Origin of the sequence: Borborobacter xinjiangensis (assembly GCF_047739745.1) — a bacterium.
Taxonomy (GTDB): domain Bacteria; phylum Pseudomonadota; class Alphaproteobacteria; order Rhizobiales; family Rhizobiaceae; genus Pseudaminobacter.
In genome coordinates this window covers 93456-112432 of record NZ_JBLLVA010000004.1, presented here as the reverse complement: position 1 = coordinate 112432, position 18977 = coordinate 93456, and the positions used below count along the sequence as shown (strand labels likewise).

General features: G+C 62.3%; 20 protein-coding genes and 1 riboswitch. Of the genes, 9 read left to right on the top strand and 11 right to left on the bottom strand.

From position 1 onward, the window contains the following. Nucleotide 1 precedes the first annotated feature (1 nt). The 8 genes from nadA to thiC all read right to left on the bottom strand — a co-directional run bounded on the left by nadA (nucleotide 2) and on the right by thiC (nucleotide 7314). Entirely contained in the window at nucleotides 2-976 is a 975-nt protein-coding gene (gene nadA, locus ACLKMW_RS07160; RefSeq protein WP_415723716.1) for a quinolinate synthase NadA, read from the bottom strand. 66 nt (nucleotides 977-1042) lie between these two features. Then, on the bottom strand, nucleotides 1043-2005 hold the full coding sequence (locus tag ACLKMW_RS07155; RefSeq protein ID WP_415723715.1) for an NUDIX hydrolase: 963 nt from the start codon (nucleotides 2003-2005) through the stop codon (nucleotides 1043-1045). A 109-nt stretch (nucleotides 2006-2114) separates the two neighbouring features. Beyond that, the gene (locus ACLKMW_RS07150; protein WP_415723713.1) at nucleotides 2115-2960 is read right to left on the bottom strand and encodes a hydroxymethylpyrimidine/phosphomethylpyrimidine kinase; all 846 of its coding nucleotides are present in this window, start codon (nucleotides 2958-2960) and stop codon (nucleotides 2115-2117) included. Further along, nucleotides 2930-3535 (bottom strand): thiamine phosphate synthase, encoded by a 606-nt coding sequence (locus ACLKMW_RS07145; RefSeq protein WP_415723712.1) that lies wholly within the window; start codon nucleotides 3533-3535, stop codon nucleotides 2930-2932. The genes ACLKMW_RS07150 and ACLKMW_RS07145 overlap by 31 nt, the downstream gene beginning before the upstream one ends. Then, entirely contained in the window at nucleotides 3532-4308 is a 777-nt protein-coding gene (locus ACLKMW_RS07140; protein WP_415723710.1) for a thiazole synthase, read from the bottom strand. The genes ACLKMW_RS07145 and ACLKMW_RS07140 overlap by 4 nt, the downstream gene beginning before the upstream one ends. 3 nt (nucleotides 4309-4311) lie before the next feature. Beyond that, complete coding sequence (gene thiS, locus ACLKMW_RS07135; RefSeq protein ID WP_415723709.1) at nucleotides 4312-4509, bottom strand: sulfur carrier protein ThiS; 198 nt, start codon at nucleotides 4507-4509, stop codon at nucleotides 4312-4314. Further along, a complete protein-coding gene (gene thiO / locus ACLKMW_RS07130; protein WP_415723708.1) occupies nucleotides 4493-5479 on the bottom strand; it encodes a glycine oxidase ThiO in 987 nt (328 codons plus the stop codon). The genes thiS and thiO overlap by 17 nt, the downstream gene beginning before the upstream one ends. Continuing rightward, nucleotides 5476-7314, bottom strand: a complete 1839-nt coding sequence (gene thiC, locus ACLKMW_RS07125) for a phosphomethylpyrimidine synthase ThiC (RefSeq protein WP_415723707.1) — start codon at nucleotides 7312-7314, stop codon at nucleotides 5476-5478. Before thiC ends, thiO begins: the two co-directional genes overlap by 4 nt. A 128-nt stretch (nucleotides 7315-7442) precedes the next feature. Further along, a riboswitch (TPP riboswitch) is annotated at nucleotides 7443-7559 on the bottom strand. A gap of 146 nt (nucleotides 7560-7705) precedes the next feature. Here thiC and ACLKMW_RS07120 point away from each other — a divergent pair. The 7 genes from ACLKMW_RS07120 (at nucleotide 7706) to ACLKMW_RS07090 (ending at nucleotide 13963) form a co-directional block, all read left to right on the top strand. Then, nucleotides 7706-8311 (top strand): helix-turn-helix domain-containing protein, encoded by a 606-nt coding sequence (locus tag ACLKMW_RS07120; RefSeq protein WP_415723706.1) that lies wholly within the window; start codon nucleotides 7706-7708, stop codon nucleotides 8309-8311. A 134-nt stretch (nucleotides 8312-8445) separates the two neighbouring features. Next, nucleotides 8446-9588: an ABC transporter substrate-binding protein gene (locus ACLKMW_RS07115; RefSeq protein ID WP_415723876.1), complete on the top strand. Its 1143-nt coding sequence runs from the start codon at nucleotides 8446-8448 to the stop codon at nucleotides 9586-9588. 215 nt (nucleotides 9589-9803) lie between these two features. Beyond that, nucleotides 9804-10550, top strand: a complete 747-nt coding sequence (locus ACLKMW_RS07110) for an ABC transporter ATP-binding protein (RefSeq protein WP_415723705.1) — start codon at nucleotides 9804-9806, stop codon at nucleotides 10548-10550. Continuing rightward, nucleotides 10543-11250: an ABC transporter ATP-binding protein gene (locus ACLKMW_RS07105; protein WP_415723704.1), complete on the top strand. Its 708-nt coding sequence runs from the start codon at nucleotides 10543-10545 to the stop codon at nucleotides 11248-11250. Before ACLKMW_RS07110 ends, ACLKMW_RS07105 begins: the two co-directional genes overlap by 8 nt. Nucleotides 11251-11253: 3 nt before the next feature. Then, the gene (locus tag ACLKMW_RS07100; RefSeq protein WP_415723703.1) at nucleotides 11254-12144 is read left to right on the top strand and encodes a branched-chain amino acid ABC transporter permease; all 891 of its coding nucleotides are present in this window, start codon (nucleotides 11254-11256) and stop codon (nucleotides 12142-12144) included. A gap of 74 nt (nucleotides 12145-12218) precedes the next feature. After that, complete coding sequence (locus ACLKMW_RS07095; protein WP_415723702.1) at nucleotides 12219-13238, top strand: branched-chain amino acid ABC transporter permease; 1020 nt, start codon at nucleotides 12219-12221, stop codon at nucleotides 13236-13238. Between the two features lie 44 nt (nucleotides 13239-13282). Next, complete coding sequence (locus ACLKMW_RS07090) at nucleotides 13283-13963, top strand: cysteine hydrolase family protein (protein ID WP_415723701.1); 681 nt, start codon at nucleotides 13283-13285, stop codon at nucleotides 13961-13963. A gap of 97 nt (nucleotides 13964-14060) precedes the next feature. Here ACLKMW_RS07090 and ACLKMW_RS07085 read toward each other — a convergent pair whose 3' ends face one another. The 3 genes from ACLKMW_RS07085 to ACLKMW_RS07075 all read right to left on the bottom strand — a co-directional run bounded on the left by ACLKMW_RS07085 (nucleotide 14061) and on the right by ACLKMW_RS07075 (nucleotide 16960). Continuing rightward, entirely contained in the window at nucleotides 14061-15383 is a 1323-nt protein-coding gene (locus tag ACLKMW_RS07085; protein WP_415723700.1) for a type I glutamate--ammonia ligase, read from the bottom strand. 116 nt (nucleotides 15384-15499) lie between these two features. After that, nucleotides 15500-16315: an exodeoxyribonuclease III gene (gene xth / locus ACLKMW_RS07080; RefSeq protein WP_415723699.1), complete on the bottom strand. Its 816-nt coding sequence runs from the start codon at nucleotides 16313-16315 to the stop codon at nucleotides 15500-15502. Between the two features lie 3 nt (nucleotides 16316-16318). After that, nucleotides 16319-16960 carry an alpha/beta hydrolase family protein gene (locus ACLKMW_RS07075; RefSeq protein ID WP_415723698.1) on the bottom strand — a complete coding sequence of 214 codons (642 nt, stop codon included), beginning with the start codon at nucleotides 16958-16960 and terminating at the stop codon, nucleotides 16319-16321. Between the two features lie 44 nt (nucleotides 16961-17004). Between ACLKMW_RS07075 and ACLKMW_RS07070 the strand changes: the two genes are divergently transcribed. Further along, nucleotides 17005-17592: a GFA family protein gene (locus tag ACLKMW_RS07070; RefSeq protein WP_415723697.1), complete on the top strand. Its 588-nt coding sequence runs from the start codon at nucleotides 17005-17007 to the stop codon at nucleotides 17590-17592. 40 nt (nucleotides 17593-17632) lie between these two features. Next, complete coding sequence (locus tag ACLKMW_RS07065; protein WP_415723696.1) at nucleotides 17633-18910, top strand: NAD(P)/FAD-dependent oxidoreductase; 1278 nt, start codon at nucleotides 17633-17635, stop codon at nucleotides 18908-18910. The last annotated feature ends 67 nt before the right edge of the window (nucleotides 18911-18977 follow it).

Genomic DNA, 18977 nt, shown 5'->3' with positions numbered 1-18977 from the left:
CTCAGATGGCAAGCATGCGTTCGACGGAACGGCGCGCCGGGGCGGCGATAGCCGGATCGATGGTGACCTCGTGTCGGTTCTCCTCCAGGGCCCGGCGGATATTGGCAAGCGTAATCCGCTTCATATGCGGGCAGAGATTGCACGGGCGGATGAATTCGACCCCGGGATGGTTGACGGCAACATTGTCGCTCATCGAACATTCGGTCAAAAGCACGACCTGAGGCGGCTTTTGCTGGCCGACATAGTCCGACATGACCGCCGTCGAACCTGAAAAGTCGGCCTCTGCCACCACCTCCGGCGGGCATTCGGGATGCGCAAGCACCACGACGCCCGGATGGTCTTCACGCAACTGGCGCACCTCGGCGGGCGTGAACCGCTCGTGCACCTCGCAATGTCCCTTCCAGGTGATGATCTCGACTTCGGTCTCTGCGGCGATGTTGTTGGCGAGATATTCGTCGGGCAGCATCATCACCCGATCGACGCCGAGCGACTCGACGACGGCTCGCGCATTTCCCGACGTGCAGCAGATGTCGGATTCCGCTTTCACGGCGGCTGACGTGTTGACATAGGTGACGACCGGCACGCCCGGATAACGCTGCCGAAGGAGGCGGACGTCCTCGGCCGTAATCGAATCGGCTAGCGAGCAGCCTGCGTCTTCGTCCGGGATCAGCACGGTCTTGCTTGGATTGAGCAGCTTGGCAGTCTCGGCCATGAAGTGTACGCCAGCCAGCACGATGACATCGGCCTCCACTTCCATCGCCTTGCGCGCCAGCGCCAGGCTGTCTCCGACAATGTCGGCGACGCAATGGAATATTTCCGGTGTCTGGTAGTTATGCGCCAGAACGACCGCATTGCGTTCCCGCTTCAAAGCGAGAATCGCCGCGATATCGTCTTCGAATACGGGCCATTCGATCGGTGGAATCACCCGCCGTACACGCTCATACAACGCGGCGGCCGGGAAGGGCGGGTTCAGCATCGTCAGCCTCGTTATGCTCTATTTGAGTATAATGAGGGCATATGCTTACTGTGAGCATAAGAGATGTCAAGCGCGCGAAAGTGGTAATTTCGTTCCGGCGACGGATCGTTCAGGCAGCACCGCATGGCGGAAGCGGAACAGCTTGGCTGGACGCCCGCCTGTGTCGGCGGTCGTTTCTCCAGTTTCCTCGACCAGCTCCTGCTGCTCGATAAGGCGCCGGAAATTCTGCTTGTGCACCAGCCTGCCGACCAATGCTTCGACCGTGCGCTGTAATTGCAGGAGGGTGAAAACCGGGGGCATCAATTCGAAGACGACCGGCCGATATTTGATCTTGCTGCGAAGGCGGGCAATTCCTGTGGCGAGGATGCGCCGATGATCGGCGGTCATCGACCGTCCGGGGATCGGGAGCGGCTCGCCCGCCTGCCCGCCGCGCCGGGCTTCCTCCACCAGCAGAGCTTCATAGAGAAGCTCGTAGCGTTGCAGGACGAGTTCCTCGTTCCAGCCATACGCGTCGAAGCCGAAGGCGATCGCCGCCCGCTGCCAGCGGTCCTGGCGCAACTCAGCGCCGGTGGCGGCTTTCGCCCAGTCACGCAGTTGCGGTTCAAGTACGTCTCGCAGCATCGGCGGTTGGCCGGCGCGGTGATCCTCCCAAGGAAAATAGTCGTACCAGCACCGCCAGTCCCGGTTCGGCGCATCCTCGGCCTGATCCTGCCGTGTCAGGCCGAGATAGCTGATCGAGATGACCCGCTGCACCCGTTCATGCGCGACGCGGTCGCGGTCGGCGAAAGTATAGAGCTGCTCGATATAGCCGAGCGGATGCCCAGTCTGTTGCTCGACCCAGTCGCGCAGGCCCGATTGCAGCGACCGATGCCCGAGTTCGAAGGGCCCCGAAGGCAGTGCCCTGGCCTGACGGATGGTCAGGACGCAAGGCCGATCATTGGTCACCGCGACCAGCACCGCGATCAGGTCCACGGTTACTTCGCGGCCCTGCTCCGCTCTTGCGCTGTGCTTCGGTGTCTTGTCGTACATTGCTCTGCGGCTGGCCCAAGTTGGACATGAACCTGACCCGGCCCCGCCAGTCCGTCAACGTTCTGGCGTGGGGAACGGTTTTCCAAGTTTGGGCCTCGCATGCACAAAATTACGTCAAATGGCCACCTTCGGACGGATTACGCTGCGGAAGTACGTTGTTATCGCCGGGTGTTGTAGCTGCCGCGTACCTCTCGAACACGTAGCGCTTTGCCTGCCGTACAGCCTCGTCGACCGAATCCATTTCGCCTTCGGCGGCCAGATGGGCTGCGATGGCGCTGGCGAGCATGCAGCCGGTGCCGCGCATCGTGCCTGCCAGGCGCGGCGCGGCAAAGCGCATTGGCACCTGATCGGGGCGGAGCAAAAGATCGGCCGCTTCGACACCTCCCGCATGGCCACCCTTCACCAGCACCGCATTGCACCCGGCCTTCAGGAGCATGTGACCCTGCCGCAAGGTGGCCGGCTCATGCGAGGCCGGCTCACTGCCGGTAAGGATCGCCAGCTCGATCAGGTTCGGCGTCACCAGGGCACAAAGCGGCATCAGCTCATGCTTCATCGCGCCGATGGCCGTATCGGGCAACAGCGCACGGCCCGACGAGGCGGCAAGTACCGGGTCAAGAACAGCGGGCACCTGGCGGTGCAGCCGCAACACGGCTGCCATTGCCGCAATGGCTTCCTCTGCCCCCAACATGCCGATCTTGATCGCGCGAATTGCATTGGCGGCAAATGCGGCGCGCATCTGCTCGGCTATGAGGTTGGCGGGCATGGGCTCGATGCGATCGACGCCGACATGGGTCTGCACCGTCACGGCCGTTACCGCCAGGCAGGTGCGTAGCCCGAATGCGGAGATCGTTTCCACGTCGCGGGCAAGGCCGGCGCCGCCCGATGAGTCCGATCCCGCCACCACCAATACGTGCGGCGCGCCGCTCACCGCCATGGCGAGGTCCGCTCGATCCATTCGCGAGCACGCGCCTCCGGATCGGGGTTGAGCGTGATGTCGGTGACCACGGCCGCAGTGTCGGCGCCGGCCTCGAAAACGCCCGCAAGCCGCCCCGGGTTCAATCCTCCTATGGCGACGAGCGGCAAGAGGCCGATGCGCTTCTTCCACTCGGCAATGCGCTCCAGCCCTTGCGGCGCCCATTTCATCTTCTTCAAGATGGTCGGATAGATCGGGCCGAGCGCCACATAGTCAGGCTGTGCGGCAAGCGCGGTTTCGAGTTCTGCGTGATCGTGGGTGCTGAGCCCCAGGCTCATTCCGGCGCGACGGATAGCGCCAAGGTCGGCCGTCGCGAGGTCTTCCTGGCCGAGATGGACAAAGTCGCACCCAGCCTCGATCGCCAATCGCCAATGATCGTTGACGATGAGCTGGCAGCCATGGCGCTCGCAGATCGTCCTGGCCTGGCGGATTTCCTCCAGCAGGGCAGGGCGTTCCATGTCCTTGATGCGGAGCTGAACCAACTTCACGCCCAGCGGCACCAGGCGCTTCGTCCAGGCGGCGCTATCGACAATCAGGTAGAACGGGTCGAGCTTCACGTGAACACCGCCTTTCCGATCACCGGCGTCGAGGGGACAGCCATGTCGCGTGGCTCCAGCATGCCGGCAAGATAGGCGGCGCGACCGGCTTCGACCGCTTTGGCGAAGGCGACGGCCATTGCCGCCGGATCGCCTGCCTTGGCAACCGCGGTGTTGAGGAGAACGGCGTCGAAGCCGAGTTCCATCACCGCCGCGGCATGGGAGGGCCGGCCGAGACCCGCATCGACTATGAGAGGGACATCGGGGAAATGGCCGCGCAGGGTGCGCAGCGCGTCTAGGTTGAGCGGCCCCTTGGCCGAGCCGATCGGCGCGCACCATGGCATCAGCACCTCGCAGCCGGCTTCAAGCAGCCGCTCGGCCACTACAAGATCGTCGGTGGTGTAGGGGAAGACGGCAAAGCCGTCGCGGCAAAGGATGCGGGCGGCTTCCACAAGTTCGAACACTTCCGGCTGCAGCGTGTCGTGATTGCCGATGACCTCGAGCTTGATCCAGTTGGTGCCGAACACCTCACGCGCCATTGCCGCTGTGGTGACGGCTTCCTTGGCCGAGTGGCACCCGGCCGTATTTGGCAACACCGCGACGTCAAGCGAGCGGATCAGCGACCAGAACGCGCCGCCGCCCGTGCCGCCGCCGGCCGTTTCGCGGCGCAGCGACACGGTCGCGACCGACGCTCCGGAGCCCCTCACGGCGTCGGCAAGGATCGCAGGCGAGGGATATTGGGCCGTGCCGAGAAAAAGACGCGAGGCAAGCTGCTTGCCGTAGAGGGAAAGCATCTCTCAGCCCCCCTGCATGGGCGAGAGGATTTCGATCCGGTCGCCTTCGGCCAGTCGGCAGTGCTGCCGATCGGCCGCATGCACGACCTCGCCATTGCGGGCGGTGGCAAGCCAGTCGCCTTCATAATCCAATTCGGTCAGCAGAACGGCCAGCGTGGCGGCCGAGACCTCCTCCGTCTTGCCGTTAATGGTGAGTTTCATGAAGAAGCTCCTTCGCTTCGGCGTGTTCGAGAACAAGATCTGCTGCCTGCCGCGCCATTGCCGGCGCCAGCAGGAAGCCGTGGCGGTGGAGCCCGTTGATGCTGATCGTGTTCGCCTGCTTGTCGACGCGCGGCAGGTTGTCGGCATAGGCCGGCCGTACACCAACGCCTGCCTCGATGATCTCGGCTTCGGCGAAGGCGGGGTGCAGGCTGTAAGCCGCGTTGAGCAGTTCCATCATCGAGCGCGCCGTGACCGGACGGGCGGAATGGCTCTCGATCATGGTCGCGCCGACCATGAAATGGTGGTCGGAACGCGGAACGACATAGAGCGGAAAACGCGGATGCAGGAGCCGTACCGGCCTCGAAAGGGTGATGTCCGGCGTCCGCAGGATCAGCATCTCGCCGCGCACGCCACGCAGTTGCGGATCGGTGCCGGCGCGGGCCATGCCGGTACAATCGACAACGCGAGCGAAGCTGGCCTCATCCGGCTTGTGGTTTTCGAAACGGACGCCCATCGCCTCCAGCTTGTCGTGCAGGGCGAGAAGGGCCGCGCGTGGGTCCAGATGCGCTTCGCCGGCAAAATACAGGCCATGCCGAAACCGTCCGCCGAGATCGGGTTCGAGCGCGGCGATCGCCGCCGCGTCGAGTTCCACGAAGCCGGTCGTGCGCGCGGCGAAACGCGCCAGTTCAGCCCGGTCGCGCGCCGGGGCCACGACCAGCGTGCCGGCACGCGTGACGTGGCCGGGCAGAACGCTTTCCCACCATTCGGCGGCACCGGTTCCGAGCTCCAGTACCATCCGCTCGGCGCTCTCACGCTCGCACCAGGGTGCCAGCATGCCGCCGGCGAACCACGAGGCAGTGGCGGTTAGGTCACGGCGCGGGTCGCTGACGCAAACCGACGCGCCGCGACGGCTGAGCTCATGCGCGACCGTGAGGCCGGCGACGCCGGCCCCTTGGACCAGCACCTTCATAGTGCCTTCTCGGTATCCGGCGCGGCTTTTTCCAGCGGCATGTATAGATCGCCGCCCTCGCGAAATTTCTCCGCCATCGCTGCCATGCCGTCCTTGCGGACGGCTTCCTGGCGGGCAGCGTCACGGATATCGTGCGAGATGCGCATGGAGCAGAATTTCGGCCCGCACATCGAGCAGAAATGCGCCACCTTGTGCGCCTCCTTGGGCAGCGTCTCGTCGTGGAAGGAGCGCGCCGTTTCCGGATCGAGCGAGAGGTTGAACTGATCCTCCCAGCGGAATTCGAAGCGCGCCCGCGACAGCGCGTCGTCACGTATTTTCGCGGCCGGATGCCCCTTGGCGAGATCGGCGGCATGTGCTGCGATCTTGTAGGTGATGACGCCAGTCTTGACGTCGTCGCGGTCGGGAAGGCCGAGATGCTCCTTGGGCGTGACATAGCAGAGCATGGCGGTGCCGAACCAGCCGATCATCGCCGCCCCGATGCCGGAGGTGATGTGGTCGTAGCCCGGCGCAATGTCGGTCGTCAGCGGCCCGAGCGTGTAGAACGGCGCCTCGCCGCAGACTTCGAGCTGCTTGTCCATGTTCTCCTTGATCTTGTGCATGGGCACATGGCCCGGCCCCTCGATCATCACCTGGCAGTCCTTGGCCCAGGCGATCTGCGTCAGCTCTCCCAGCGTCTCCAGTTCGGCGAACTGCGCGGCATCGTTGGCGTCGGCTATGGAGCCGGGGCGCAGGCCGTCGCCGAGCGAGAAGGACACGTCATAGGCGCGGGCGATGTCGCAGATTTCGTCGAAATGCTCGTAGAGAAAGCTCTCCCTATGGTGATGCAGGCACCATTTGGCCATGATCGAGCCACCCCTGCTGACGATGCCGGTGACGCGATCGACCGTCAGCGGAATGTGGGAAAGCCGCACCCCGGCATGGATGGTGAAGTAGTCGACGCCCTGCTCGGCCTGCTCGATCAGCGTATCTCGATAAACCTCCCAACTCAGGTCCTCGGCGATGCCGCCAACCTTTTCCAGCGCCTGGTAGAGCGGCACGGTACCGATCGGCACCGGCGCGTTGCGGATGATCCATTCGCGGATATTGTGGATGTTGCGGCCGGTCGACAGGTCCATGACGGTGTCGGCGCCCCAGCGGATCGCCCACACCATCTTTTCCACTTCCTCGGCCATGGAGGAGGTGACCGCCGAGTTGCCGATATTCGCGTTGATCTTCACCAGGAAATTGCGGCCGATGATCATCGGCTCGCTTTCGGGATGGTTTATGTTGGCGGGAATGATGGCGCGGCCGCGCGCCACCTCGTCGCGCACGAATTCAGGCGTGACGAAATCAGGAACTGCGGCGCCGAAGGATTGGCCGTCGCGCTCCGCCGCATGCGCCAGCCGCTCCCGCCCGAGATTCTCGCGGATGGCCACGAATTCCATTTCCGGCGTGACGATACCGGCGCGCGCATAGGCAAGCTGGGTCACGGCCCGGCCGGACACCGCACGCAGCGCACGATGCCGCGCCGGAAATTCCGGCGTCAGCCGATCGCCTGAGACAAAGCCGTTGTCCTCAGGCCTGACCGTGCGGCCTTCATAGGATTCTACATCGCCGCGCGCCGCGATCCAGGCTTCGCGAAGACGCGGCAGGCCCTTGTCGATGGCAATGGCCGCATCGGCGTCGGTGTAGGGGCCCGAGGAATCATAAACCGTCACCGGCGGTTCGCCGGCGCTCGGATGAACGGCGATCTCGCGCATCGGCACGCGAAGATCGGCATGGATGGCTCCAGCCTTGTAGATCTTGCGCGATGCGGGCAGCACGCCGGTGGTGACGGTGGGAGTCAAGGCATTCATAGGGACCTCCTTTGCTCGGTCGCATTGGAGACCCAGTTCGGTGCCGGAAGGAGGAATAAGACGCTTCGCTTGTCAGCGATCGGACAGCTTATCCGATATTTCGCATCGCCCGCGACGGACAGATGACCCATGGAGCGCCTGCACCATCCCTACGCCAGTATGAACTGGATCAGGTTCGACGGGTCACTGCGCTGCGCGAGCCAGCAGTATCTCAGCCCCTTGTCGGGACTCCCCTGGTGAAGGCTGCATGTTGGGCGATCGCCGGCCTGCCTGTCAACCCGGCTGTAGCTGATGCACTGGCCAAAGCATCCGGACCATGCCATGCATAGCGCCATGTCGACGTGGCGGTAGCTGTCGGCTTCGCAACCGCAGTAAAGCCTTGACGATTCACATGGCAAAAATTCAGAAGTCCCGGAAGGCAGAGCAGACTTCATCTCCGGCCAATATCGGGAAGAGACTAAGGCAGCGACGCCTGGCCCAAAATGTTACTCTCGTAGAACTCAGCAAGAAAAGCGGTGTCTCGTTCGCCACCATCAGCAAGATCGAGACCGGCAAAGTTTTGGGCGGTTTCCAGACCATCTACAAAATAGCCCGGGGCCTGGGTGTTCTTGTAACCGACATCATCGAGCAGGACACCCAGGAGGAAAAGTTCATCCTGCAGCGACGCTCGCAGATAGAACCGCACCATACCGGCCTGTACGACTATTACCCTCAGGCCACCCGGACACACGGCCGGCTCAACCCGGGAATCATGATCATCCACACGACGCAAGTGCCTGACCGCGTCGACTGGAGCAACCATGAGGGCGAAGAGGTCGTGACGGTGCTTTCAGGCTCGATCGACCTCCACTATGAAGGTCGGGAGCCCCAGCATCTGGAGCAAGGCGACAGCGTCTGTTTCGATTCGGGCGTCGCGCATGCCTATGTCCGCACCAGCGAGCAACCTGCTGAAATCTTTTTCGTTTCGACCCGCGCTTCCATTCCGCGCCGGACCTGATTTTCTTAAAAGAAAATTTTCAATATTGACAATTTTGTGGCTGCGGAGCATTGCAGCGCGTTGAAACCTTTGAAACCGGTTCGATTATGGAGGGCATCTAAGTGAGGCTATACGGTGGAGTTTCGCGTCTCGTCATGGCGCTGGCATTGAGTGCGGGTCTGGCGGCAAATGCCGCGGCCGACGAGATCATCATCGGCGGCGCGCTCAGCCTGACCGGCGTGCAGGCGCCGCTGGACGAGGCGGGTCTCAAGGGCGCGGAAGTCGCCGTCAAGGTCCTTAACGAGCAAGGTGGCCTGCTCGGCAAGCAGATCAAGCTGGTCAACATCGACGGCAAGAGCGATCCGGTGACGGTCGGCAACAATGCCATCAACGTGATCAACCAGGGCGCCGAGCTGATCATCGCGCCATGCGATTTCGATTTCGGCGGGCCTGCCAGCCGCGAGGCGCAGAACGCCAACATTGTCGGCATCTCAACCTGCGCTTCCGATCCGCTCTACAGCTCCTGGTCGCTCGGCGACAAGCAGTTCACCTTGTCGATGTGGAACACGGCGATGGGCGCGACCGCGGCCGAATACGCCTTCAAGGAGCGCGGCTGGAAGACGGCCTATGTAGTTACCGATCAGTTCATCGCCTACACCAAGAGCCTGAGCAAATATTTCACCCAGCATTTCAAGGACCTGGGCGGCGAAGTCGTGCTCCAGGACGCCTATACGCAGGGCGCGCAGGACTTTTCCGCGCAGCTTGCCCGTCTGCAGGCGCTGCCGGAAAAGCCGGATGTGATCTTCATCTCATCCTATATGCCTGATCTCGGCACGATCATCCGCGCGATTCGCGAAGTTGGCATCACCACGCCGATCATGGGCGGCGATTCCTATGACGACCCCGGTCTGTTCGAGGCACTCGGCGAGAGATTCGGCAATGAAATCTACTTCGTCGGCCACACCTGGATGGGCCCGGAAGCGCATGCCGACATGCCCAAGTTCATCGACCTCTACAAGGCCCAGTACGGTTCCGAGCCGGACACCTCCTTTGTCGCTACCGGCTGGGATACCGTCATGCTGATGGCCGAAGCGGTCAAGATCGCCGGCTCGACCGACGGTGCCGCAGTTGCCAAGGCGCTGGAGGAAAACGAGTTCGATCTGCTGACCGGCAAACTGTCCTACAGCTCGGCTGAACTCGGCCATCAGCCGAACAAGTCGGCTGCGGTCATCGCCATCAATGGCGGCAAGCCTTCCTTCCTGGGATGGCGCCGTGCGGAAAGCCAGCCTGCCCCGTAACGGACAAGGCTCGTCCTGCGCAGCAGGACAAGGAAAAGCATCGTCGCGGACATCGGCACGCCACCGTGTTCCGCGACATGCGACGATGCGACCGCAAGGACCGGCTTACATCAGCCGCTGCGGTCCTTCATGGGCAAGGCTCACACGCCGTTCCGCCCCAGGCTTCGGAAGGCGGCGCTTGCCGGAGCCTTTCTCTCGAATTCGGTTAAGACACCATGGCCAATCCAAGCCTTCAAGCCAACTCAATCGTTGTGGAATTTTCCGGCCTGCGCGCCCTCGACAATGTCGATCTGACGCTCAACCGCCGCGAAATCCTGGGCCTGATCGGACCCAACGGTTCGGGAAAAACCACCCTGATCAATGTCCTGACCGGGCAGGTGACGCCGGTTTCGGGAACGGTTCTGTGCGATGGCGAAGACATTGGCGCGCTGCTGCCGCGCCAGCGGGCATTGCGCGGCATCATGCGTTCGTTCCAGACGGTTCGCCTGTTCGGCAATCTGACGGTTGCCGAGAACATCGAGGTAGCTGCCATCGCCAAGGGCAGTTCGCGGCGCCAGGCGCGCAGCGGCGTCGACCGGCTTCTGGAAGAATTCTCCCTCACCGACTATCGGTCCGAACTGGCGAGCTCACTCAACTATGGCGACGAGCGCCGCGTGGAAATCGCGCGCGCTCTGGTGGCCGATCCCAAATATCTGCTGCTCGACGAACCCGCCGCCGGCATGAACGAAGAGGAATCGGGCATGCTGATGCAGATACTCAAGCGGCTGCCCGAGGAGCGCGATCTGGGCATCGTCATCATCGATCACGACATGCCGCTGATCATGCGTCTGTGCCACCGCCTCCAGGCCATCGCACAAGGAAAGACCATCGGCGAAGGCGGGGTCGATGAAGTGCGCCGCCTGCCGGCGGTGATCGAAGCCTATCTCGGCGCCGATGCATTGGAGGCCGAAAACCATGCTTGAGATCAAGGGAATCGAGCTGCGCTACGGCGCGGTCAAGGCCGTGCGTGACGTCAGCCTGAGGGTCGAGAAAGGCGAACTCGTCACCCTGCTCGGTGCGAACGGCGCGGGAAAGTCCTCGACGCTCAAGTCGATTGCCGGCGTGCTCAAGCCGGCGCGCGGCACCATAACGCTCAATGGCGAAAACATTTCCAGCCTTTCGCCCGAGCAACTCGTGCGGCGCGGCGTGGCCATGGTCCCCGAAACCAGGGACGTGTTTCCCGATCTGACGGTCGATGAGAATCTCCAGCTCGGCGCATTCAGCCGGCGCTTCGACACAAAGGCGGTGGCGGCGACGCGCCAGCAGATGTTCGAGCTGTTTCCGCTGCTTGCCGAACGCGTGAAGCAGCCGGCCGGAACCTTGTCCGGCGGTCAGCAGCAGCAATTGGTGATCGCGCGCGCCATGATGTCGAACCCGAGCCTGCTTTTGCTGGACGAACCGTCTCTGGGCCTTGCTCCGGTCATCGTCGACAAGATCTTCGAGATGATCGTGGCGCTGCGCAAGTCTGGCGTCACCATCCTGCTGGTCGAACAGAATGCGACGAAGGCGATGAAGATCAGCGACCGCAACTATGTGCTTTCGCTGGGCCGCGTGGCTGCGGAAGGCACGGCCGCTGAAATCGCCGAGCGTTCCGATCTCAAGTCGATCTATCTGGGGAGCTGAGGCGTGGCCATCTATATCCAATTCCTCATCGACGTGCTCAGCCTCGGCAGCCTTTACGCCCTGATGGCGCTCGGACTGGTCATCGTTTACGGCATCTTGAAGCTAGTCAATTTCGCTTATGGCGAGTTGATCATGGTTGCCGGCTACACGCTGTTCCTGCTCAGCGGCTCTCCTTTGCCATGGCTGGCGATGGCAGGGGTCGCCGTGTTGATGGCGATACTCACGGGCATCGCCACCGAATATGTGGCCTTCCGCCCGGTGCGATCCAAGTCGGTAACGGCGGTGCTCATCACCTCATTCGCCTTCTCGACGCTTCTGCAGAATGCCGCGCTGCTGTTCATCTCGCCGCGTGCCCGCACCGTGCCGCTGCCTTCGGTGTTTTCCGACACGATCGTGCTTGGAGGCGCGATCATTCCGCTGCGGAACATCCTCACCATCGCGACAGCGGCGCTCATGCTCGCTTTGTTTTCCTTCATCATGAAGAAGACGGTGCTGGGTCTAGCCATGCGGGCGGCGGCGACGAAATTCACCATGGCGCGGATGCTGGGCATTCCGGCCAATCTGGTCATCACCTCTGCCTTTGCGATCAGCGGACTGCTGGCCGGCGTCGTCTCGCTGTTCTGGTTGGGCCGCATCGGTTCGGTGGTTCCCGGCATTGGTCTGGAACCGTTGTTGGTCGCTTTCATCGCCACGGTCATCGGCGGCATGCGGAGCCTGCAAGGCGCCGTCGTCGGCGGCTTCCTGCTGGCGCTGATCGTTACCACTTTCAACTACGCCCTGCCACCTGAGCTCCTGAAGTTCCGTGACGCCTTCACGTTCTCGCTGGTCATCCTGATCCTGCTCTGGCGGCCCGACGGCCTGATCAAGGGCCCGGCGACCGGACAGCGGACCTAGAATTTGTTTTTACGCAATTCCGCACGGAAAACCGGTTTCCACTTTTCCTGGAATTGCTCGAACGGACAATGACGATGAACAATAGCAAGCTGATCACACTCGCCGCCGTGACAGCGCCGGTCCTGTTGCTGGTGCTGGCATCGAAAATGCTGGGTTTCCCGGTATTCGAACGCATCACCACGCTGCTTTTGATCAACATGATCCTCGTGCTGGGCCTGCAGGTCTTCATGGGCAATTCCGGCATTCTGTCCTTCGCCCACGTCGCCTTCATGGGCATCGGCGCCTACACCTCCTCGCTGTTCACCATTCCGCTGCAGATGCGCGGCATGGTGCTGCCGGACCTCTACCTTGTGCTCAAGCCGGTCTTGCTGAGCCCCTATATCTCCATCGCAGTCGGCGCGCTGGCCGCCATGTTGATTGCGGCACTCGTCGCCTATCCGCTGATGCGCCTGTCGGACGCCGCCGCCGTCATCACCTCCTTTGCGCTGCTGGTGGTCATGCACACCATCATGGTGAACTGGAGCGAAGTCACCAACGGCCCGCGGACCCTGTTCGGTGTGCCCAAGGCCACCACCGTCTATCTGGCGGCCGGGGGAGCGATCCTGGCTGCGGTCATGGCACTGCTGTTCAAGGAGTCCCGCACCGGCCTCCTGCTGCGCGCCGTGCGGGACGACGAGGTCGCCGCCGGCGCGATGGGCGCCAATCTTTCCATGCTGCGCTGGCGCGGCTTCATCCTGAGCGCGCTGATCGCCGGCTTTGCCGGTGGCCTGTGGGCGCATTTCATTACCTCGTTCCAGCCTTCTGCCTTCTATCTGAAGGAGACCTTCGTCATTCTGGGCATGCTGGTCATCGGCGGCTCGGCCACGGTGTCCGGTGCGGTGCTCGGCACCTTCCTGGTGACCTTCGCGTTCGAGGCGCTGCGGGCCACCGAAAACGCGCTGAACAGTTCGGCCGTGTTTCCCTGGCAGATGGTCGGCCTGACCGAGATCGTTTTGGCGGTGGCGATGATCGTGGTTCTCGTGCTGCGCCCCAGCGGCATCATCGGCGCGGAGGAATTCGGCGCCCTGCTTCAGAAAAAGCGTCGCCGCGCCTGACGCGGGCGCACCGATTTTCATCCTTGAATTGACTGGAGACTGCCATGAACTGGAAGACGAACTATCGCTCGTTCTATTATCAGGGTGCCCCGGAACCCGACGATATCGTCTTTGATCCTTCCGAAACCGCGCTGCTTGTCGTCGATGTGCAGGGCATCTATCTGGTCCCGTCCGACGATCCCGAACAACGCGACCGCTGGGAGCCCTTCCGTCAGCGGATGAATGACGTCGTCATCCCCAACATCGCCAAGCTTGTCGAAAAAAGCCGCGCGCAGGGTGTGGAGGTCATGTATGCCCGCATCGCCTGCATGAAGAGTGACGGCCGTGACCGTTCGCTCAGCCAGAAAAAGCCCGGCTGGAATTATCTGCTGCTGCCCAAGGACAGCGAGGAATCGAAAATCGTGCCCGAGCTTGAGCCGCAGGGCGATGAGATCGTCTTCTGCAAGACGACCGACAGCGCGCTGACCGGCACCAATATGCGGCTCATACTGCAGAATATGGGCATCAAGAACGTCATCGTGGTCGGCATCTTCACCGACCAGTGCATTTCCTCGACCGTGCGCAGCCTTGCCGACGAAAGCTTCAACGTCGTCGTCGTCGAGGATTGCTGTGCCGCCGCCACCAAGCAGTTACACGACCACGAGCTGGAAATCATCAACATGATTTACTGCCACGTGGCGTCTTCTGAGGAGACGCTGGGTTTTCTGCAGCCGGCTAAGGCATAGCTTCTAAAATCAGAGGAATCATGCATCGATTCCAAGTGCCGCAATCCTTGCGCGCACTGTGCGCGAGCTGGCCTCGTCCCGATCCTCGGGATGGGGCCTAATAAAGGTCGCGATAGAGTTCGCTAACCGCTGCGTTGTCGAGCCCTTCCAGCCGTGCCAGTTCCGAGTGCTTGACGGCGAAAAAGCTCTCGATGAGGGGCTTTGGAAACCAGCCGGTCACGGTCTCGTCTGCCCGCAAGGCGTCAAGACTCTCGCCGAGGCTTCCCGGCAATCGCTCGAGCTGGTGCATGCGGCGCTGGTCTGGCGACAATGCCTCCGGATTTACCGCCGTAAGCAGCGGCAGCTTGTAGCCCTTGGTCATTCCTTCAAGTCCGGCATGGATGAGCGCTGCCAAGGCCAGATAGGGATTGGCGGTTGCATCGGCGGCGCGATATTCGATGTTGAGCTGGTCGGCTGGATCCCGATCCGCCATGGTCAGGACGGGGCAGATGCGCAGCGTCGCCTCCCGATCCTGTCGCGCCAGCCAGGTATGGGACGAACTCCAGCTATGCGGCTTGAGGCGGTAGTAGGACGGAGCGCTTGACGCCGTCAGCGCCACGAGCGCCGGCAGATGGCGCAATATGCCCGCGCAGAAGCTTGCCGCCTCGGCCGAGAGTTGCGCCGGTCCATCCGCATCATAGGTTTTTCCCCGACCTGACTTGTCCACCAGGCTGAAATGGATGTGCACACCGTTGCCGGGCTGGTCGAGATACGGTTTCGGCGAAAAGCTTGCCTTCGCGCCGAAATTTCTCGCCAGCTCCCTGGTGATTTCCCTTACCGCGATCGCCCGGTCGGCAGCCGCCACAGGATCTGTAGGGGCTATGCTGACCTCGAACTGTGTCGGGCCGAGTTCGGCAAGGATCACTTCCGGGTTCAGGCCTGCCTCCTGCAAGGCGGCCATCAGTTGTGGTGCGAACGGGTCGGCACGGCGCAGCGCCGCAAAGGATAGCGAGTGCCCGGGCCCCGGATCCTGGCCGAGCAAGTAGAATTCCTGCTCGAATGAGGCCTTGAGCGACAGGCCGGTCGCGTTCTCAAGTGCCGCGGCGGCGTTTCTCAGAATGCTGCGCGTGCATCCGCTCCACGAACTGCCGTCGATTTCGACCAGATTGCCCATGATCATGTCGAAAGGGGTCTGGCTTCCCGTAGCATGGCAGCGATAGCGGGCTTTGAAGTCGGGAATGAGCCGCAAATCGCCGGCCGAGCCCCAGATATTGGGAGTGGCCGCCGTGCTGAACGCGGTAAGCGACAGGTTGGTTTGTATCCAGCCCACACCGGTGGCGGCAATTTGGGAGAGCCTGCCTTCGGTCACGAAGCGCCCCCGGGTTATCGCGGCCAGATCAGTGGTCACGATCCCTGCGAGCGGTTCGAGCGAGCCTGACATATAGATTTCTCCACCGGGCACAGCCGCATATACGTCATGTCCGTCAGGAAAAACCATGGAAAAAAGGACGCAATCTCCCGACCAGGTCGAGGTGCTTTGGCTGTCCGTGCTTGCTCCTAGCCGGATTTGGGCGTTCCTTTGCGCCGCTTAGTGCGGCTGCCGTCGACCAGTTCGATCCAGGTTGGCGCATGATCGCTCGCCTTGTCCCAACCACGCACCTGCCGGTCGACCTCTGCCGCCGCAAGACGCGCCGCCACCGACGGGCTGAGCAAAAAGTGATCGAGCCTCAGCCCGGCGTTTCGGCCCCAGGCATTTCGGAAGTAGTCCCAGAACGTGTAGATGCGCTCATCCGGATGGAGGGTGCGAAGCGCGTCGGTCCAACCCTGCGCGACCAATACGTGAAAAGCGTCTCTCACTTCCGGACGAAAAAGTGCGTCACCGGTCCAGCGCTCGGGTTTATAGACATCGAGTTCTGTCGGCATCACGTTGTAGTCGCCGGCAAGCACGACCGGGATCTCGAGAGCGAGCAGTTCGGCTGCGTAGTCCGTCAGGCGCTGGAACCAGCGCAGCTTGTAATCGAACTTCGGGCCGGGCGCGGGGTTGCCGTTGGGCAGATACAGGCAGCCGACGAGCATGCCCTCGATCGCCGCCTCGATGTAGCGGCTATGGCTGTCGTCGGGATCGCCGGGCAGGCCGCGGCGTGTTTCGATAGGCTCCTTGCCGCGCGCTAGTATGGCGACACCGTTCCAGCTCTTCTGTCCGTGCCAGATCGCGCCGTAGCCGGCATGTTCGATCTCGCGAATGGGGAACCGTTCGTCTGGCGCCTTGAGTTCCTGCAGGCAGACCACATCGGCTTCGGCTTCGGCCAACCATCGCAGCAACACCGGAAGACGACCGTTGACCCCGTTGATGTTGAAGGTAGCGATCTTCATCCGTCAGCGCACGAGCCTGTCGGCCCAGGTTGACACCTTTTCGGCCATGGTCTTCAGATGGTCGGCAATGGTGAAGCCGGATATGCTCTTGCGCGGCTTCAGATCGTGATCGCCGTCGTCCAGCCAGAAGATCTCGATGGCTTCGGAAAGTGTATAGTCGGCGACGTCTTCGCGTGTGCCGAACTCATCACGCGTACCCTGCACGATAAGGGTTGGCGTTTTCAGCTCGACGAGATGTTTGGTTCGAAGCTGACCTGGCTTCGCCGGCGGGTGGAACGGATAGCCCAGACACAACAAGCCGACGATTTTTCCGGACGCCAGAAGCTCGTCGGCGATCATGCTGGCGACGCGTCCGCCCATCGACTTGCCGCCGATGATCAGCGGTCCCTTTGCACCAAGCGCATCGACTGCCGCGGCATATTCAGGGATAAGCCTTTCCGCCCGCGGAGGCGGCTTGCGCGCCCCGTTTCCCCGTCTGTCCGCCATATAGTCGAATTCAAAGCGGGCAACGCGGAAATTATGCGCTGCCAGCGCGCCGGCCGCTGCTGTCATCGAGGCCGAGTCCATCGGTGCGCCCGCGCCATGCCCGAGCAGGATGGTGCACTTGGCGTCTTCACCGCCGTTTAGGATAAACGGCTTCGTCATACTCAAGGAGAGATCGTTGCGCGCGCTCATGGACGAAACCGAGTTTGGGCGCGCCAGCCGCATGGCCATTTCGGAACCTCCGCCCGCATGAATTGTTTGTCCGGATGAGCTTACACCGAACGCAGCGGTTTGAAGACGTATTCCGCAGTCTGTTGGCAGAGTTCCTGCCGGCTTGGTTGCGGAGCGAGCGGCGCCAACAATCCGAAGGCGCCCGGACTACGCGACCGGCCGCAGCGGTGAACCCCGCAACGGCAGATATCCAACGTGAAGGTGGTTGCCTTTGCGGCGCTGTCCGTTTTCGTGTCAGCGGCGCGCCGCTACGCGTAGGCCTTTGCCATTGCCAGGATTGTCGGCGCGCCAGCGGCAGTTTCTTCACGCCCTTCGGCGTCTGGCCGATCGCCGCTTACACCAGCAGCGGCAAGATGAAGACCTTTGCACATCGCAGCTTCTGCCCCAATTGCGGCGGACGAATCGTGTGGCTGCGGAACGACGAGGCGGAAATCATGCTCGGGTCACTCGATATCGCGCCAAGCGATCTCATCCCCGAATATGAATTGTGGACGTCTCGGCGAGAGAATTGGCTTGCCGCCTTGCCGTGGGCAGATCAGTTTGACGGTGATCGCCCCGTTTGAACCGTTCCGGCGGATGAACTAGGGAAGCACGGGAAGCGCAATGCCGGGGGACACCGTCTCAGATATGCATCATGTCGTTGTCGTCGGAGCCGGATTCGGCGGATTGGAAACGACCTATCGCCTGGCAGGCGCACCGGTTCGCATCACCGTCATCGATCGCCGCAACCATCATTTGTTCCAGCCGCTGTTGTATCAGGTGGCGACGGCCTCGCTGGCCACTTCAGAGATTGCTTGGCCGATCCGCCATTTGTTGCGCAGGCGCAGCGAGGTGACGACCCTGCTTGCCACGGTGGAGGGCGTGGACAAGCAGGCGCGTTGCGTCTTCCTCGATGATGGCTCGACTGTCTCCTACGATACGCTCGTGCTCGCCACAGGTGCTCGCCACGCATATTTCGGTCATGATGACTGGGAACCGTTCGCGCCGGGGCTGAAAACATTGGAGGACGCCACGACCATTCGCCGGCGTATCCTGACCGCGTTTGAGCAAGCGGAGCGCGAGAAAGACCAAGCCAGGCGGGCTGCGCTTCTCACTTTCGTCATCATCGGCGCGGGACCGACCGGCGTCGAACTTGCCGGTGCAATTGCAGAGCTTGCACGATCGACTTTGCCGAAGGATTTCCGCAACATCGACACGCGAAAAGCCCGGGTCGTCCTGATCGAAGCCGGCCCCCGCGTGCTTGGCGGCTATCCGCAGCAGCTCTCGATCTATGCGCAGAAATCGCTGGAGCGGCTGGGCGTCGAGGTGGAGCTTGGCCAGCCGGTTTCTGACTGTACGGCCGATGGCGTCGTTTACGCCGGACGGAAACTCGCGGCCTCCACCATCATCTGGGCGGCGGGAGTGCAGGCCTCTCCAGCAGCCATTTGGCTCGATGTGGCGTCAGACCGCGCCGGGCGTGTGAAGGTAGAGCCGGATCTGACTGTTGCCGGCCATCCCGAAATATTCGTCATTGGCGATACGGCGGCGGTTGCCGATCCCGATGGCAATCCGGTTCCCGGTATCGCGCCTGCAGCCAAGCAACAGGGCCAATATGTCGCCGGCGCAATTCGGGCGCGGCTGCGTGGCGAACGTCCGATTTCACCCTTTCGGTACAAGCACGCCGGAAGCCTCGCCACCATCGGCAAGCGACTGGCGGTGATCGACTTCGGATGGATCAGGCTTCGAGGCGCCATCGCCTGGTGGATATGGGGTTTGGCCCACATCTATTTCCTGATCGGCGTTCGCAACCGGCTAAGCGTGGCCCTTACCTGGTTGTGGACCTACACGCGCGATCAACGCAGCTCCCGCCTCATCACTCAGGGGAAAGTGGCAGACAAATAGCCTTGCTCGCTATCCGCATCCCTACGGACAGCTACATTGCCGGGATGGGTATCAGGTCTCGTCTCAG